Here is a 16,272-nt window from a genome sequence, read left to right as displayed (position 1 = left end):
TATTTAATTTCACGATTTTTATTTATAGATCTTCACCACTTGACTTGATAACTTCTTTATACCAATAAAAAGAGTCTTTACGCTTGCGATCTAAGGTCCCTTTTCCCTCGTTATCTTTATCCACATAGATAAAGCCGTACCGTTTTTCCATTTCTCCTGTTCCTGCGCTAACGATATCAATCACACCCCACGGCGTATACCCTATTAAATCTACGCCATCGGTAGCTACCGCCTTGATCATCTCTTCAATGTGTTTTTTCAGATACGTGACACGATAAGGATCATGGATACTTCCATCTTCCTCTACTTTATCGTAAGCACCTAAGCCATTTTCCACGATAAATAGTGGTAAATTATAACGTTGGTGAAGAACATTAAGAATATAGCGTAGACCAATGGTATCAATCGGCCAACCCCAATCACTGCTTTCAATATAAGGGTTATCTACCATTTTGGCATCAGGATATTCCGGCACAGAATCTTGTCCTGTTACATCTGGTAATGTGCTTACAGTTCCTGACATATAATAACTAAAACCGATATAATCCACTGTGCCTTCTTTTAAGGTCTGCAAGTCTTCATCAGTATATTCGATGTTATAGCCTTTTCTTTCCCATTCTTTCAAGGTATAAGCAGGAATTTCTCCGCGAGCGTGAACATCATTATAAAAGAAACGGCGATTCATCACTTTGACAGAAGCCATCATATCGTTAGGATTACATGAATAAGGGTATATTGGCACATAAGCCATCATACAACCGATTTCAAAATCAGGATTGATTTCATGGCCCAACTTCACCACTTTAGCGCTTGCGATAAGTTCATTAAGCCCAGCTTGAAAAATGACTTCCTCATCATTTTCTTCTTCATTGACTAAAATCGCCGAATTGGTCCATGTTTGAAAGGGTTCTTGTCCATCTGCCTGATTATTGATTTCATTAAAAGTCATCCAGTATTTCACCTTATCTTTATAACGATTCATCACCACTTCAGCATAATGAACGAAAAAGTCAATCAGCTCCTTATTTCTAAATCCACCGTATTCTTTAGCTAAATGATAGGGAATTTCAAAATGTGATAGCGTGATTACTGGCTGAATACCCGCTTCTAATAATTCATCAAATAAATCATCATAAAACTGCAATCCTTCTTCATTGGGTTCTTTTTCATCACCATTAGGAAAAATACGAGACCAAGCGATGGAAGTGCGAAAAGCTTTTAACCCCATCTCTTTTAATAGTGCAACATCTTCTTTATAGCGATGATAAAAATCAATAGCTTCGTGATTTGGATAGTTCTCACCTTCAATGACACCATCAGTAATTCTTCGACGCACCTTATTTGTACCTGCTGTCATAACATCAGCCGTGCTAATTCCTTTGCCACCTTCTTGCCAACCGCCTTCAATTTGATGTGCAGCGACCGCGCCACCCCACAAAAAATTTTTAGGTAATTTAGCCATTTATATCTTACCCCTTTCTTTTGTTGATTACATTTTTATAATAGTTTATAACCGCTTTCATTTGTAGAGAATATTTTTCCGTTGACAACAGAAAAACGTTGGACATAAAAAAAAAAGACGCCATATCGCGCCTTTTTAAACTTTCTTGAGCGTATTTTTTAAACCCTCATAAGTATCACATTGCAGTACTTTTTGGATGAGTGAACGGTTATCTAATAGTTTCATTAAAACATCATACATAGGTTTGGACTCTTCCATCTGATTTTGCTCACTGATATTAAGCAAACAGACAAGTTGAACTAATTTATCGTCCCACTGAATTGGATGTTTTAAAGTAACAACCGACCAGAAGGTTTCCTCGACTTGCGGGTCCATAGGATGAGGTATAGCAACTAAATTACCAAAACTTGTGGTAGAATATCTTTCCCGTTCTAGTACCGAATCGACAAAATCATTATTCACTAAACCTGCCTTTTGCAATTCTTTACCTAAAAACTGAATCACTTCTTCTTTAGAAGAGAAATCCTTTTGTAAATAAGTAAATTCTTTTAGCATATACTTTTCGATAATTGTAATATCAAGGCTCACTAATTTTTCTATTTTATTGACATCTTGCCTTCCTAAAAGCGTACTTACCTGAATGACTGGAACAGGCAATTTATCAGGAATAGGAATCGTACTAATGATCAAATCTAAAGAATGAAAATCTTGCTTTTTTAAATTGTAGTATTCAGTTGTACCTAAGATATTCAATTCATCATAAAAAGAATCTTGTAATTTCAGTAAAAGCAATTGCGCAGTTCCTAAACCAGAGGCACAAACAATCAAACATCGTTTCTTACTTTTTTGATTTTGTTTTTGTCTTTCTAAGGCAGCTTCAAAATGAAGTGCAATATAGCCAATTTCATTTTCATCAATGGTGATTCCTAAACTTTCTTTTATAACTTCCGCCGCAATGGTTAAAGCTGCTTCATAAGAAAAAAGATATTTATTTTTTATTTCTTCTAATAAGGGATTTCTTAAATTCATCTGATGCTTATAGCGGTTAATCGCCGGCTCAAGATGAAGGCTCAAACTCAACATTAGTTCATTGTCTTGAAAAAGATTTAGTGAATATACATTATCCATTCTGCGCAAAATTTCTTTAGTCAACTGTTGAATATCATTTTCCAAATAGTTTTCTATTTCATTCATCTCTGAATTAGAATGCATTTTCTTTGTTCCTTGTAAATGAATGGCCAAGTAAACAACCTCATTTTTAGGAAAAGAGACGTCTAACTTTTGTTCTATATCTTCTACGATTGCTTTTGCTACTGTATATTCTTTTTTCTTAGTAATCTCTCCGAGCTCTTCTTGAAAAATCTCAACCATTTCCCTTTCGCGAATTCGCTTACAAGCGATGGCGATATGAGTTATTAAATTATTCAAACTAATATCGGTAATCACAATACTATATTTTCTTAAATTTGTTAGTATACTATCACGAATCCATTCAATCTCATTTTGGGGTAATATCTCAATCAATTCTGTGATTTGGTCACTTAAATCAGACTTATGATTAAAAACATATTCAGAAATACAAAAGCGAATATCCATCTCGTTTCCAGTAATTTTAATCCCGTAATTAGGTTTTTGTTCTAAAGATAAATGATACTTTTTTACAATTTTTCGAATATCGTTGATATCACTTTGTAAAGTCGAACGACTGACAAACAATTCGTCTGCAAGGTCGTCTATTTTCAAATATGAAGTCTGTAATAACAATTTTTCCATTAAAAATTGCATACGAGCTTCAGGCTCAGTCGGTATCACTTGATCATTTTTATCTGTATCTTTTCTTAGAAAATGTTTAAACTGCTCTTCATCAAAAATACGAAGTAAATAACCTTTTCCTCTATAGGAGTCAATTATTGCCGTTTTGTCACTTAGTAGCTTATTTAATTCTTTCATCTCTTTTTGAACCGTTTTTGAACTCAACTGAAGGTTTGTTGCAATTTCGCCACTAGTTTGTAGTTCATCGGTTGATAGTAATAACTGTAAAATTTGCTGCATACGAGCATTCAAAATACCCATTGGTTAAAACTACCCTCCTTTAACATATGTTGATTTCTAAACATTAGTATAGGGGAGTTGTTTTAAAAAAACAACGCTAATATTCATATTGTTAAAGTTCAAGTTAACAATAAATAGATTGAAAGCGTAAGAAAATGTTTTTAGAAAATGTGCTACTTATAGGAAAGTTAATAATATAAGATTCTTAAACTAATAAAATTACCTCTTAATACTATGCTATTTCACTTTAGCTAGTTACCTTTTAAAAAATAAGCTAGCATCTCTTACATATTTATAGAAAATGCTAGCATATTAATATATTTATTTAGCCACATGCATCATTATAGAATTCGCGGCAGCTCTTCGCCTTTAACACTATGCACATCGTCCACTACCACAAAGGCGTTTTTATCAATATTTGATATCAACGGGAAAATATTAGCTACTTGTTTATCAGAACAAATCAAATAGATCATTTCACGAGATTGTTTATGGTAATAACCTGTTGAATTAATAAGCGTAATCCCTTGTTTTAAAGTGTTTGATAGTGCTCCGGTAACTTCCTCTGTTTTGTTTGTAATAATAGTGACTGATTTTTTAGCACCAAAGAAAGAACGTAATTTATTTAAAAACATGGCACAAGTATATAATTCAACAACGGTTAATAACATATTTTCAAAGCCGATGATAAAACCTGAAGGAATAGCCACTGCTAAATCAAAAATCAACATTGCATTTCCTCGCTTCATCCCTAAATAACGATTGCCGATTTCGCCTAAAACCGTACTGCCAGCGATCGTACCTCCAGCATTAAAAATCAAAAACAGACCAAATCCCATGAGCAATCCCGCTACTGTTGCAGGGATAATCGTCTGATCCGTAGTATAATCTAAAAAATTAGGCAAACGTAAAAAAACGGAAATCCATATAACCGCCCAAAGAGAATTAAAAATAATTTTTTTATCCAATAAGCGATAACCTAATAAAAGCAACAGAGCATTAAGCACTATATTTGATATATCAGGAGGAATTCCTAACGCATAATAGCCGATGGCAGCTAAACCTACCACTCCACCGTCCCCAATTTCATGCGGAAGTAGGAACCAATTCACAGCAATACCGTACATAAAGGCTCCTATTACCATCATTAATAAGTTTTTCATGCGCAATTTCATTTCACCAACTCCTTAAAAAAAGATAGACGCTTCAGTCTAACATAAAAGGAGAAGACTTTTAACCAAGAGCGGTTGGCATTTCTTGCTGCTATTTTTACAAGCTAAAATTTTACTATTGAGTATCTTATGAAACAATAAAACTTTACTAAACTCACAAAAATTGAGGAAAGAACATTGTGCTTCTTTCCTCAATCAATTAATAACAAGTAATACTGAACATTCTTTACAGAAGTAATTATTTTACGCCTCTTTTACTTTAATTAACAATTTCCCAATATTTTCGCTATTTTCCATCGCTTGATGAGCTTTTGCTACATCTGCAAAAGCGTAAGTTTGATGGATAATCGGTTTTATTTTTCCGGCTTGAAAATAAGGGATCACTGTTTTTTGAAAATCAGCAGCTAATACCGCTTTGTAATCATCTGAACGTGGGGATAGTCCGGTACCAATAAATGAAATACGTTTGCCAAGAAAAGCACTTAAATCAACATGATCCACTTCCACTCCCCCAAGTGTTCCAATGAAAATCCAGCGAGCATCGACTGCAGCACTATTAACATTTTTATGCCAGTAAGTCGCGCCAATAAAATCTAGGATAACATCTGCGCCATGTCCGGTTGTTTCTTTTTGAACAATCTCATCAAAATTTTCTTTTTTATAATTGATCGTGACATCTGCACCTAATTCACGGCAAAAATCCAGTTTCTCTTGTGAGCCTGCTGTCACAATAATACGAGCATCACTGATTTTTCTAGCCATCTGAATGGCCGCTGTCCCTACACCACTTGCTCCGGCGTGGATCAAAATAGTCTCTTCTTCCTGCAATTTTCCTAACCAATACATGGTTTGATAAGCGGTCAAAAACACTTCAGGTATAGCTGCTCCGTCTTTTAGAGACATCTCTTTGGGTAAGATAATTGCTCTACCCGCTGGAATAATAGCATATTCTGCATAGGCGTCTTTTTTTACTAAACCTGCTACTTTGGTACCCGGTTCTAATGAAGGATTATCAGAATGGTTTGCTTTTACCACACCACTGACTTCAACGCCTAAAATAGGATAAGGCTTTTTCATTGCCGGATTTTCTCTTGTTAAAATATCTAAACGATTAATCCCCGCATATGAAACCTCAACCAAAAGTTCGCCATTTTCTGCAGTTGGAACTTGTCTTTTAACTAATGTTAACTGTTCACTTCCTCCGGGTTTTTGAACAGACCATGCATTCATTTGCATAAACTCACTCCTCTAATTATTTGTGCAACCAACGAAACGCACGTTTTAATTCATCACTACCATTTTTATCATACCAACGTCCATGAGCCAAAATAATTTTTTCTGGTTGCCAATTTAACATTTGCTCATAAGCTGCTTTTGCGATTTTCTTTCGTCCTAGAAAAGTTAGACGTAAATCGATTGGCGTTTTCCCATCAGGATCTGCAATTCCTCCTAACTTATGTACTATACGCCAAAAACTATTTGAGGTTCGCTTTGATTCAAAGTTTTCAATTAAGTCCGTTAAAATCAATGTGTAACTACTTTTATGGAAGAAAACAACTTCTTCCATAGCACGACTTCCCTTAAAGATAAGCTGCTCAATTTCATCCTTCCAATAAGAAGGCGCAGTATTTTTTAACGAATCATCAAAATGTACCTCTATATCTTGCTTAGCAGCACGCTTTTCAACGCCTGGACTTGACCAAGCAATAGCATCGGGATAACGCTTCTTCCATTCTTCAATATAGGCGTAATGAATTTTATTCGGTGAAATCAAATGTCTTACTGGGCCTAAACGATCAATTTCTTGAAATAGCTCTTCATTAGCTTGAATCGGAGAATGACACCATAAACTTTGATCAGATAATCGAACAATAGTCATTCTAGTTGAAAATGGGACCTTAAAACGACCCACATTCATTTTAATTTGTCCACCGTCTACAATCCAAATATTTTCTGCTACTTTTTTTAAAGTATTTAATGGTTCATAAATGGGAAGTGTCATGATACGCTCCTTTATAGGTAATTAAAAAACGATAATGGTTTTACCGTTATTACCGCTTTGACTAGCATGTTTCAACGCTTCTTGTATCTCATTCATCGAATAGACCGCTTCGATTCGACTGTGTAATTTTCCTTTAGAAAACAAAGTAATGATGGTTTGTAAATCCTCTTGGCTAGTACGAACAAAATTATGTTCTGCCCACAAAGCCTGTTCTTCTACATTGTGACTTACTTTGTCATCACTTACGGTAATCAAACGTCCTTGGGACTGAAGAATCTCCGTACGATCTAAAATTCCTGCTGTATCAAATACTGTATTAAAAGCCGGAACCGATTCATCACTTACATACATTGTCACATCAAATAAATCTTCGCAAATCTTTTTTTGTTCTTTATTTCGGACAAGCCCTGCGACAGAAATTTTCGCTTGTTTTGCTAATTCGATGGCATAACCACCAACTGAACCCAATGCTCCTGTTACAAGTAAAGTTTCCCCTTGCTTTATTTTCAGTTTTCTTAAAGCTTGTAAAGCAGTCACAGCGCCTAAAGGAATGCTTGCGCCATGGATAAAATCAATATCCTCTGGTAATTTTAGCAGTTGGTCTTCTTTAACAGGCACGACTTGTTGCCAGCTTCCTTGTGGATGTAAAGCTAGCACCCGATCTCCTATTTGAAATGCACTATCTTTATCAGCTTCTATAACGATACCAGCGATATCCCAGCCGAGTACCATAGGAAATTGATCAATTTCTTGTACTGTTCCTGGTGTCATATGTTTAATGTCGACAGGATTCACACTAGAAGCAACCACGCTTACTAATACGTCTCCTTTGTTTTTTATCGGTGTGTCTACTGACTGAACTCTTGCAACCTCAGGTCCACCATAATTTGTTACTTGAATTGCCTTCATATAAAGCGCCCTTTCTTTTCATGACTTACTTAATATCAGTGTATCTTTCTAAACAAAAAAAGTCAGTTAAAACGTTTTGTTGTTATTTACCAAATAAATTTAAATACTATCTTCCTCCAATTAGTCTCCGCTTATTTTTTACGAAACTTGAACTTCACCTCTGGAATCGTTACACTTATAGTAATAAAAGGAAAGGAAGGCTTTCAAGTGAATAAAATAATTATCCATTTAGAAAACCTGTTACTACTGTTTCTTTGCTTGTTCTTTTATTTTCAGTCCGACTATCCAATCGTATTATTCATTATCCTATTTTTTGTACCGGACATATCAATCGCTGCCTACTTCATAAATAAAAAGATTGGCAAAATCGTATATAATTTCTTTCATTCCTATAGCCTTCCCTTTTTACTACTGACAATCAATCTTATTGCAGAAATTAATCTTTTACTTACAGCCATCGCACTCATTTGGATTGCACATATCGCACTAGATCGCACACTTGGCATGGGGTTAAAAGAAGAACACTTTAAAAAGACTCATCTACAAAATTTATCATAAGCCGCAGGAGGAACAAATACATGACACAACCAAAACGTTTTGCAGGAAAAGTCGCATTAATCACAGGAGGACGTTCAGGTATCGGACAAGCTATCGCTACTCGTTTACAAGCTGAAGGAGCCACAGTTATCACTGCTCAACGTGGTGAAGATAGCAAATTTGATTCGATTAAAGCTGACTTTTCTGATCCTGAAGTTCCTGCACAAGTCATTGCAGAAATCATCCAACAAAAAGGACAGCTTGATATATTGACTAAAACTTGAAACACCGAAAACCCGACTAAAGGCTTGATATAACTAAGATTGTTCTAATAAAAATAGCACGAACCTTTCCAAATTGGTAAAATAGAATTGACTAAAAAACCATCTACCAAGGAGTGTTCATGCTATGTCAATTATAACATCAAACAACCAAAATAAAAACGAAATTTCATCCTCCATTGATACTTTTTTCCAACGGTTTAATGTATCCACTATTGCGAAAAAATCGAATGCACAAAAGGAAAAAGGAGTGAACTTTCTCGTGCTTTTTCGCTACCTTGTAACCACCCTCTTTTCCAATCGCTCTGCTTTCCGTGACTTCCAACTTCATCAGGAGGAGTTAGGATTTTCAGATAAAACGTTTCGCAACCTACTAAACAATGGGAAAATTAACTGGCAACGCTTCTTGATTCTCTTATCCAAACAGGTCATTGCTTTCATTCGTCCGTTGACAGAAAAGGATCGTAAAGAAGTGTTTATCGTAGATGATTCCATGTATGAGCGTTTGAATGCGAAAAATGTAGAGCTTTGTGGTTGGCAATACGATCATACTGACCACAAAAACAAGAAAGGCTTTCGTTTTCTTCAACTTGGTTGGAGCGATGGCAATACCTTTTTGCCTGTGGCGTTTAGCCTTTTGTCCGCAAGTAAGAAAGTACGTGAAGTAGAGAAAATAGATCATCGGACACACGCTGGGAGAAGAAAAGCACAAGCACAACGCAAAGGAACCGACGTACTCATAGAGCTTCTTCAAGCTGCTCTAAAAGAAGGAATACAGGCAAAGTATGTGCTCTTTGATTCGTGGTTTTCAAGCCCGAAAATGTTTCATGCTTTGCGCGGACTCAACCTTCATGCCGTTTGTATGGTGAAACGTTCAAAAAAAGTCTATTATCGCTATCACGGCGAGTGGGTCGATGTAAAGACTATTTTTCAAATAGAGAAAAAGCGAAGAGGTCGTTCAAGATATCTTCTTTCTGTTTGTGTTGAATCTGAATTGGAGGGTAAGATACTTCCAATTAAGCTTGTGTATGTGAGAAATCGCAACAAGCGGAATGATTATCTTGTCTTGGCTACAACCGATCTTTCTTTGAACGAAGATGAAATCATTCAGCTATATGGAAAACGCTGGTCGATCGAAGTGTATTTTAAAATCTGTAAACAACATCTCCGTCTAGCCAAGTACCAAGGGCTTTCTTATGATGGGATTTTTGCGCATACCATTACAGTCGCCGTTAGTTATCTCATTCTGGCTGTCCAACATCGTGAACAAGCCGATGAACGAACGATGGGCGAGTTATTTTATTTGATGATTGAAGAACTATCTGATATTAGTTTTTCAGAAGCTATCGTCCAACTTCTCGAGCTTTTTAAGGAAGTATTTGCGAACGAGATGATCCTTTCTGAAGAAACTTTAAATAACATCATGAGTCAGTTTATACAAAAACTACCTCAATCAACACAAAGACAGTTAAAAAAGGTTGCTTGAAATGAAATTTATCGTCCTTTTGCTTGATACCATAGGCTTAATGTGTACTTTTTATATTTCAAGTTTTAGATATTGATTAATAATGCTGGGATGATGGTAGAAGCAGGTATCGAAGAAATGTCGCTTACAGATTGGCAAAAAAACATGAACATCAATCTTACTGCGCCTTTTTTAATGATTAAAGCAGCGCTTCCCTATTTACGACAAACGAAAGGCAATATTGTCAACACAGGATCAGTGGAGGGACAAGCTTCCAATCCTAAACATGTCGCTTATAGCGTTTCAAAAGCTGGCATTCAAGGCTTAACTCACGCTGTTGCTGTAGACCATGGTGAGGATGGGATTCGTTGTAATGCTGTTGCACCAGGTTGGATCGATACAGCATTAAATATTGATATGATTGAAAATTCTTCTGATGCAGAAACTTTTAAGCAAAATATCGGAAAAATTCATCCTATTGGTCGTAGTGGCACCCCAGAGGAAGTCGCTGCACTTGTCGCTTTTCTAGCAGCGGATGAGGCAAGCTTTATCACCGGACAAGTCTTTACTGTGGACGGTGGTAGAACAACTAAATTGAGCTTACCTTAATTATTCCAATATTAATTCCTGCCTAAAAATAAAACAGGCAGGAATTTGTCATTCTAATCATTTTCTTGTATTTTTGTAAAAATCGACTTAGCAGTCATCAAATCTTGGGCAGCAATTCCCACTGTTTCAAATAGAATAATTTCTTCATCGTTTTCTCTGCCTACTAATTCATTGCTTGCAAGCTGACCGATATCACCTGTAAATTTATCTTTAGTTATTTCTCCTTTATCTAATGGCACAAGTAAATCTCCAGCTTCAGCTAAGACTGCTTCTTGTGAGTCAAAATATATTTTTGAAGCTCTTTTTAATAATTCAACTGGGATTTCTTGCATATGTGGTTGATAAGAGCCTACACCTGAAATCGTAGCACCAGCTTTTACTTTATTTCCATCAAAAACCGCTTGCGTAGAAGAAGTTACCGTTGTGATTAAATCAGCGTTATCAATGGCTTCATCAGCATCTGCCACGGCAATAATTTCAGTTGGAAATTTTGCTAAAGATTTACGCATGCTTTCTGCAAAATTTTTCGCCCGTTCAAAATCAAGGTCATAAACACGAACTTCTTTTAGCTCTTTTGCTGTTAACATGGCTTCAAGTTGTGTGGCTGCTTGCCCGCCTGTACCGATTAAAGCGCCGATTTCACAGTGTCTTTTGGCTAATAATCTAAATGCTACACCACTAGCAGCTCCTGTTCTTAGCTGCGTCACATATGTTCCATCCACTAAGCCATTAATTACCCCAGTTTCAGTATCCATAACTAAAACTTGAAACCTACTTTTCGATACGTATCCCTTGGTATACCAAGGATCTCATGCACAAAATTAACTTCAACCTGCTTGCTTGAGCTGTTTTTGTATAGAGGAAGGTAGTTTTTCAAGGAACTGTTCGATAATGTTATTTAATACGGCTTCATCCAAAACATATTCATCCGCAAAAGCTTCTTGGAATAAAACGAGTAATTGCAGAATGGCTTCCGATACAGAAAGCTCAGAAAGCTCATCAATGAGAAGATAAAATAACTCGCCAAGCGTTCGGTCGTCTTTACTTTCACGTTCTTGCACCGCTAGGATCATATAACCGATAGCTACCAGTGTCGTATGCGCAAAGATCCCGTCATAAGAAATCCCTTGGTACTTGGCTAATTTTAAGTATTGTTTGCACATCTTGAAGTAGACTTCCACCGACCAGCGTCTAGCATAGAGCTGAATGATCTCGTCTTCGGTCAGATCGATATCGGTCGAAGCTAAGACCAAATAGTCGTTTCGTTTATTGCGATTGCGAATATATACCAACTTAATGGGAAGGATTTTCCCTTCTACGACAGCTTCTACTTGGACACTCAAAAGATAGCGAGAACGACCGCGGCGCTTTTTATTTCGTTTGAAGATTTCTTTGACATCCATCTTTTGGCCTTGATAACGGTAGTAGATCTTTTGACTACGTTTGACCATCGCTACGCAGTGGCATTTCAGGTCACGGATCTGTTGGAACATTTTGGGACTGGAAAACCAAGTATCGAATAAGACATAATCCGCATGGATCCCTTGGTTCAAAGCCGATCGAAGCAGTTCCAGTGTCACTTCTGTGCCTTTACGAAGCGCTTGAGCTTTACGTTTCCCCCTATTCGTGCGTTGGTCCCCGATATCAAGATCAGATTGGAGCTTTCTTTTCCCGGAGAGCAAGGAAAAAGCGACGGGGACAAAGCTGTTGCCATCACTCCAGCCTAATTGTAAATAACGAAATCCTTTGAAATATTTTTTCTTGGCATGGTCGTATTGTAAAGCGGCACATTCCACTTTTTTCGCATTCGAGCGGGTATACATGGAGTCATCCACGATAAATGTGGTTTTTCGGGCATCATCCGTCAATGGACGTAGGAAAGTAATGACGGATTTAGCCACTAAGATCAGTGATTTTTGCCAATGAATGTGCGGATCATTCAAAACGTTGCGAAATGTTTTATCTGAAAATGATAGCTGTTCCTTTTGCTTTTGGTAAAACCGATAGGTAGAACCGTTGGTAAAGATCGAGGCCAATAAAAAAGAAAAAATAACAGGAACCGAAAAACCCCTTTTATGGACTGCGTTTGATTTTTTCAACGCAGAAGCTACATGGAACCGATGAAAAAAATCAGACACAGAGGTAGAAATTTTTTCTGAATTTGACGTTTTTTGTGTTATAATTGACATGGCATGAACACTCCTTGGTTATTGGTTTTTTGGTAATTCTATTATACCAAGTTTTGAGTCGTTCATGCTATTTTTGTATCAAAAAACGTTTATTTATCAAGGGATGAACTGTATTTTTGAACTTTCAAGTTTTAGTAACTAAAATCTGGGCATTAATGGTAGGCAATCCTTTTTCTACATTTCCTGGAAACATATTTAACACTTTAACACAAGAAGCGTCATACTCCTGGCAGTAAGCCGGCATACATAAATAGGTCCCTGTACCCTCTTCATTTTTAATTTGTGTTCTTAAAGGAACCTCTACTTTTCCCTGGGAAAATAAACGAAAAGCATCTTGAACTGCTTTCATACACTCTTCCATCGAATAATATTCTTTTATATCTTTTTCGGAAATATTAAGCACTTTATTATTCCTCCTTTGATAATTATTAATCATAGTATAACATCTCCTAACACCTTTAAAAAACGTTTTCAATTTTGTCTATTAAATTAATAAGTAAAAAGGGCCCTGAATGATTTATAAAAATTTGTGGATAACGCATTCGACTGTTCAACGAGGTGACTTTTATGTTATTTTCCCTTTTTATCGCCGCTTTTGAATAAAGAATAGAAAGGGATGATCGAACGACGCTAAAAAAAGATAAAATTCTTCCTAGAGAATGAAAGCCAAGCCTTTTTTATCAAGAGGAAAAGGGGAAAAGTAAACTAGAGATTCAATCGCTGAATTCGTGTAAGGACTTCCCAAAAAAGCGTGTTGTAAACATTCGTACTTGATAAGTGAATTTGCACTTGACGCGCGTGTTCTGTGACTTTTCCAGCAATATGAAATAGTTGAAAACGGATCGTGTCAATCACCGTCGTCTTTTTCTCTTGCGGAAAAGTCAGCTGTTTCATCAAGTGGATGATATTATAGGCGATAAAACTTAGGGCTAAGCGAACCTTATTCGCTAAAAAGGAAGGACTGTCCGTTTTATCAGCGAAAAATCCGGTCTTCATTTCTTTAATGAAGTTTTCCATATTCCCTCGTTTTTGATAGAGCTGAAAAATGGTTTGGGGCGAAAGATGAGCGAAATCGGTCACCACAAATTGAAATTCGGAAAAAAGTAAAGTTTCGGCTTTTCGAGTAGCCTTGATGGCTACTGTTCGAGATCGGTCCCAAGAATCTGCTTGATAAGCCATCTTAAAATATTGATGTTCGGACTTTGTGTAGTCCGTACCGTTGGTATATTGGACAAGATGTTGCGCATAATGAATCAACCGTACGTTATTTTTCAATTTAATCACATAATGGGCGCCTCGACACTCACATTGTTTATAAATTTCCGGTTTGGCAAAGCCACTATCCCGCGTACAAGCATTGTGGGATCACTCGAACGTTGTTGGTAATGCGCCAACATTTCTACGAGATAATCTTCGGCGTGGGTGGAGGTATAAGATTTGCCATGACGATGGCGAACATCTAATGCCAATCCGGTTAAACCTTCAAATGCCACAAATGGATGATACCCATTGAGGCCATAGTGGTAAATATATTCCCCTGCTTCTTGCTTTCCGTAAGTGGGACAACAGGTGGAATCCAGATCAAGCACGAGTTGTTGGCTGTTTTGCTGGTCCATGCCTAAATCGCCAAGTTTTTTCGCCACTTGTAATAGTTGATTAACATTTTCTTCTGTCAAGGTATGAAGCAAAGTAGACATCATAAATTGCGAACTAAGGCGTTCTTGTTTCAATGCTTCCTTAAAAAGGCGATCATATTGTAAGGTGTTGGCGTCTCGGTCTCGAGAATAACCAGCGATCAATTGATATAGCCATTGTTTTACGACATCCAGCCATTCATGTTGGGCGAAGGCACGATACTCTGGAATATGAACGTATTGCGCTAACAGGGAATCAAAACGAATTTGATTTAGAAACTCCGAAAGTAAGACGAGCCCCGCGTCATTGGTTAAGGTGCCACCGTCATTGGCGATCAAGATGGCTTTTTGCTTATTGAATGTAAGAGAATTTTGTTGTAAAGTGAAAGACATAAGAACGCACTCCTTATTGTTATGTTTCGTTGACTTTACAATAACACGAAGTGCGTTCTTTTTGTACACCCAGAAGGTGAAGCAACTCAACCTTTAGAAAAAAGCACATGCCAAGGATTGAATGATCCTGGGAAAAATTTATAAATCATTCAGGAGGGCTTTAATTGTAATTAACAACGATAAATATTAAAATGAAGTCGTAATAATAGTTTCAGTCGAAATGGAGGATTTATAATAATGAATGATAAAACAGTGGTATTAAACGGCAGTGTCGTAAATTACGATGGGAATGTTGATTACTCAAACATTGCTTCTGAAGTTGTTGTCTATGATGAAACGCCTAAAGAAAAAATCTTGGAACGTGTCGATGGGTTCAATATCGTCGTCACAAAAGAGATGCCTGTACCTGGAGACATTATTCGTCAATTTCCCGATAGCGTAAAAATGATTTGTGAGGCTGGTACTGGCTTTAATAATATCGATATGGATGCAATTCATGAAAAAGGAATTGCTTTATGTAATATTCCAGCTTACAGTACACAAAGAGTGGCTCATACGGGCATCATGTTTATTTTAAACTTAGCTAGCTCCATGCAAAAACAAATTCGCATGTTAGCAGAAGGCAATCATGATAATTTCCAAAAACATCTTATGGTCGAACATATGGAAGTAAATGGGAAAACATTAGGTGTGATTGGTTATGGTAATGTAGGTAAAGAAATTATCAAAATCGCCCAAGCTTTAGGTATGAAGATTTTAGTAGCGACTCGTACACCTAGAGAAGACCAAGATGGCGTCCACTTTACTACCAAAGAAGAATTATTTAAACAAAGCGATTTTGTTTCGCTGAATTGTCCTTTAAACGATGAAACTAAACATACCATAAATGAAGATACCTTAGCTATGATGAAATCAACAGCTTATTTAATTAACACAGCACGTGGTGGTTTTAGTTGATGAAAAAGCACTGATTCAAGCCATCCAAAGTGGAGACATTGCTGGCGCTGGTTTAGACGTCCAAGAAAAAGAACCACTGCCTGATGATAGCCCGCTATATGATATGGATAATGTTATCATAACGCCTCACATGGGTTGGCGCGGTCTAGAAACCAGAAAACGCCTGCTTTCATTGATTCAAGATAATATCACGGCTTTTGCCAAAGGTGAACCTATTAATCGTGTTGATTAATCGTTTAGCTACGATATATTTTTAAATAGGAAAATCCCCAGCTTTTGTCATTGAGTTCTTACAAAAGCTGGGGTTGTTTTTCTCAAAAGACAATCACGGTTTTTCCATTATTACTGCTTTGGTTAGCATCTTTTAAAGCGGTTTGAATTTCATTGACGGAATAAACTGCCGTTACCCTTGTTTATAATTTTTTATCTAGAGTAAACTGAATTGTGTCTTGTAAGTCTCTTTGATTAATAGACACATGGTTTTGTTTGGCAAACGATATATGTTGTTTTACTTCATTACTAACATCGTCATCACTTACCGTGATCAGTTCTCCCCCTTACTTAAGAATGTCCGTACGATCTAAAATTCCTGCAGTATCAAAGACAGCAT

General features: G+C 36.7%; 14 protein-coding genes and 2 pseudogenes. 6 read left to right on the top strand and 10 right to left on the bottom strand.

Annotated features, from left to right (window positions below; genetic code table 11):
- Nucleotides 1-22 precede the first annotated feature (22 nt).
- From C7K42_RS00655 to C7K42_RS00630, 6 genes are all read right to left on the bottom strand, one after another.
- Nucleotides 23-1,462 (bottom strand): 6-phospho-beta-glucosidase, encoded by a 1,440-nt coding sequence (locus C7K42_RS00655; protein WP_014124478.1) that lies wholly within the window; start codon nt 1,460-1,462, stop codon nt 23-25.
- Between the two features lie 135 nt (nt 1,463-1,597).
- Nucleotides 1,598-3,535 (bottom strand): BglG family transcription antiterminator, encoded by a 1,938-nt coding sequence (locus tag C7K42_RS00650; protein ID WP_103091901.1) that lies wholly within the window; start codon nt 3,533-3,535, stop codon nt 1,598-1,600.
- 320 nt (nt 3,536-3,855) lie between these two features.
- A complete protein-coding gene (locus C7K42_RS00645) occupies nt 3,856-4,689 on the bottom strand; it encodes a YitT family protein (RefSeq protein WP_014124476.1) in 834 nt (277 codons plus the stop codon).
- Nucleotides 4,690-4,929: 240 nt separating this feature from the next.
- A complete protein-coding gene (locus C7K42_RS00640; protein ID WP_050989810.1) occupies nt 4,930-5,916 on the bottom strand; it encodes an NAD(P)H-quinone oxidoreductase in 987 nt (328 codons plus the stop codon).
- A gap of 22 nt (nt 5,917-5,938) precedes the next feature.
- Nucleotides 5,939-6,688, bottom strand: coding sequence for a DUF4336 domain-containing protein (locus C7K42_RS00635; RefSeq protein ID WP_069028792.1), 750 nt, complete (start codon nt 6,686-6,688; stop codon nt 5,939-5,941).
- 21 nt (nt 6,689-6,709) lie between these two features.
- Entirely contained in the window at nt 6,710-7,597 is an 888-nt protein-coding gene (locus C7K42_RS00630) for a quinone oxidoreductase family protein (RefSeq protein ID WP_103083482.1), read from the bottom strand.
- A gap of 207 nt (nt 7,598-7,804) precedes the next feature.
- Between C7K42_RS00630 and C7K42_RS00625 the strand changes: the two genes are divergently transcribed.
- The 4 genes from C7K42_RS00625 to C7K42_RS00610 all read left to right on the top strand — a co-directional run bounded on the left by C7K42_RS00625 (nt 7,805) and on the right by C7K42_RS00610 (nt 10,489).
- On the top strand, nt 7,805-8,155 hold the full coding sequence (locus tag C7K42_RS00625; RefSeq protein ID WP_014124472.1) for a DUF4260 domain-containing protein: 351 nt from the start codon (nt 7,805-7,807) through the stop codon (nt 8,153-8,155).
- A 20-nt stretch (nt 8,156-8,175) separates the two neighbouring features.
- Nucleotides 8,176-8,418 carry an SDR family NAD(P)-dependent oxidoreductase gene (locus C7K42_RS00620; protein ID WP_103099747.1) on the top strand — a complete coding sequence of 81 codons (243 nt, stop codon included), beginning with the start codon at nt 8,176-8,178 and terminating at the stop codon, nt 8,416-8,418.
- Between the two features lie 124 nt (nt 8,419-8,542).
- A complete protein-coding gene (locus C7K42_RS00615) occupies nt 8,543-9,901 on the top strand; it encodes an IS4 family transposase (protein ID WP_038027114.1) in 1,359 nt (452 codons plus the stop codon).
- A 72-nt stretch (nt 9,902-9,973) separates the two neighbouring features.
- Nucleotides 9,974-10,489, top strand: a complete 516-nt coding sequence (locus C7K42_RS00610) for an SDR family NAD(P)-dependent oxidoreductase (RefSeq protein ID WP_234976210.1) — start codon at nt 9,974-9,976, stop codon at nt 10,487-10,489.
- A 53-nt stretch (nt 10,490-10,542) separates the two neighbouring features.
- On the opposite strand, the pseudogene C7K42_RS00605 reads toward C7K42_RS00610, so the two are convergent.
- The 4 genes and pseudogenes from C7K42_RS00605 to C7K42_RS00590 form a co-directional block, all read right to left on the bottom strand.
- Nucleotides 10,543-11,253 (bottom strand): annotated as a pseudogene (locus C7K42_RS00605) (ornithine cyclodeaminase family protein); the annotation flags it as partial.
- Nucleotides 11,254-11,316: 63 nt separating this feature from the next.
- Nucleotides 11,317-12,678, bottom strand: a complete 1,362-nt coding sequence (locus C7K42_RS00600) for an IS4-like element ISTeha4 family transposase (protein ID WP_124175374.1) — start codon at nt 12,676-12,678, stop codon at nt 11,317-11,319.
- A 124-nt stretch (nt 12,679-12,802) separates the two neighbouring features.
- Complete coding sequence (locus C7K42_RS00595; protein WP_103099908.1) at nt 12,803-13,081, bottom strand: hypothetical protein; 279 nt, start codon at nt 13,079-13,081, stop codon at nt 12,803-12,805.
- Between the two features lie 302 nt (nt 13,082-13,383).
- A pseudogene (locus C7K42_RS00590) lies at nt 13,384-14,705 on the bottom strand (IS1380 family transposase).
- A gap of 237 nt (nt 14,706-14,942) precedes the next feature.
- Here C7K42_RS00590 and C7K42_RS00585 point away from each other — a divergent pair.
- On the top strand, nt 14,943-15,662 hold the full coding sequence (locus tag C7K42_RS00585) for an NAD(P)-dependent oxidoreductase (RefSeq protein WP_268809244.1): 720 nt from the start codon (nt 14,943-14,945) through the stop codon (nt 15,660-15,662).
- Nucleotides 15,649-15,894: an NAD(P)-dependent oxidoreductase gene (locus tag C7K42_RS13260; RefSeq protein WP_268809245.1), complete on the top strand. Its 246-nt coding sequence runs from the start codon at nt 15,649-15,651 to the stop codon at nt 15,892-15,894. Before C7K42_RS00585 ends, C7K42_RS13260 begins: the two co-directional genes overlap by 14 nt.
- The last annotated feature ends 378 nt before the right edge of the window (nt 15,895-16,272 follow it).

The organism is Tetragenococcus halophilus subsp. halophilus DSM 20339, assembly GCF_003841405.1.
GTDB lineage: Bacteria > Bacillota > Bacilli > Lactobacillales > Enterococcaceae > Tetragenococcus > Tetragenococcus halophilus.
The sequence above is the reverse complement of the archived record's forward strand: the minus strand, read 5'-3'. Positions and strand labels throughout refer to the sequence as shown.

Bases quoted from the DNA above. Each gene is read 5' to 3' on its own strand.
- C7K42_RS00650 (WP_103091901.1), bottom strand. From the start codon at position 3,535: ATGGGTATTTTGAATGCTCGTATGCAGCAAATTTTACAGTTATTACTA.
- C7K42_RS00640 (WP_050989810.1), bottom strand. From the start codon at position 5,916: ATGAATGCATGGTCTGTTCAAAAACCCGGAGGAAGTGAACAGTTAACA.
- C7K42_RS00620 (WP_103099747.1), top strand. From the start codon at position 8,176: ATGACACAACCAAAACGTTTTGCAGGAAAAGTCGCATTAATCACAGGA.
- C7K42_RS00635 (WP_069028792.1), bottom strand. From the start codon at position 6,688: ATGACACTTCCCATTTATGAACCATTAAATACTTTAAAAAAAGTAGCA.
- C7K42_RS00630 (WP_103083482.1), bottom strand. From the start codon at position 7,597: ATGAAGGCAATTCAAGTAACAAATTATGGTGGACCTGAGGTTGCAAGA.
- C7K42_RS00600 (WP_124175374.1), bottom strand. From the start codon at position 12,678: ATGTCAATTATAACACAAAAAACGTCAAATTCAGAAAAAATTTCTACC.
- C7K42_RS00615 (WP_038027114.1), top strand. From the start codon at position 8,543: ATGTCAATTATAACATCAAACAACCAAAATAAAAACGAAATTTCATCC.
- C7K42_RS00585 (WP_268809244.1), top strand. From the start codon at position 14,943: ATGAATGATAAAACAGTGGTATTAAACGGCAGTGTCGTAAATTACGAT.
- C7K42_RS00655 (WP_014124478.1), bottom strand. From the start codon at position 1,462: ATGGCTAAATTACCTAAAAATTTTTTGTGGGGTGGCGCGGTCGCTGCA.
- C7K42_RS00645 (WP_014124476.1), bottom strand. From the start codon at position 4,689: ATGAAATTGCGCATGAAAAACTTATTAATGATGGTAATAGGAGCCTTT.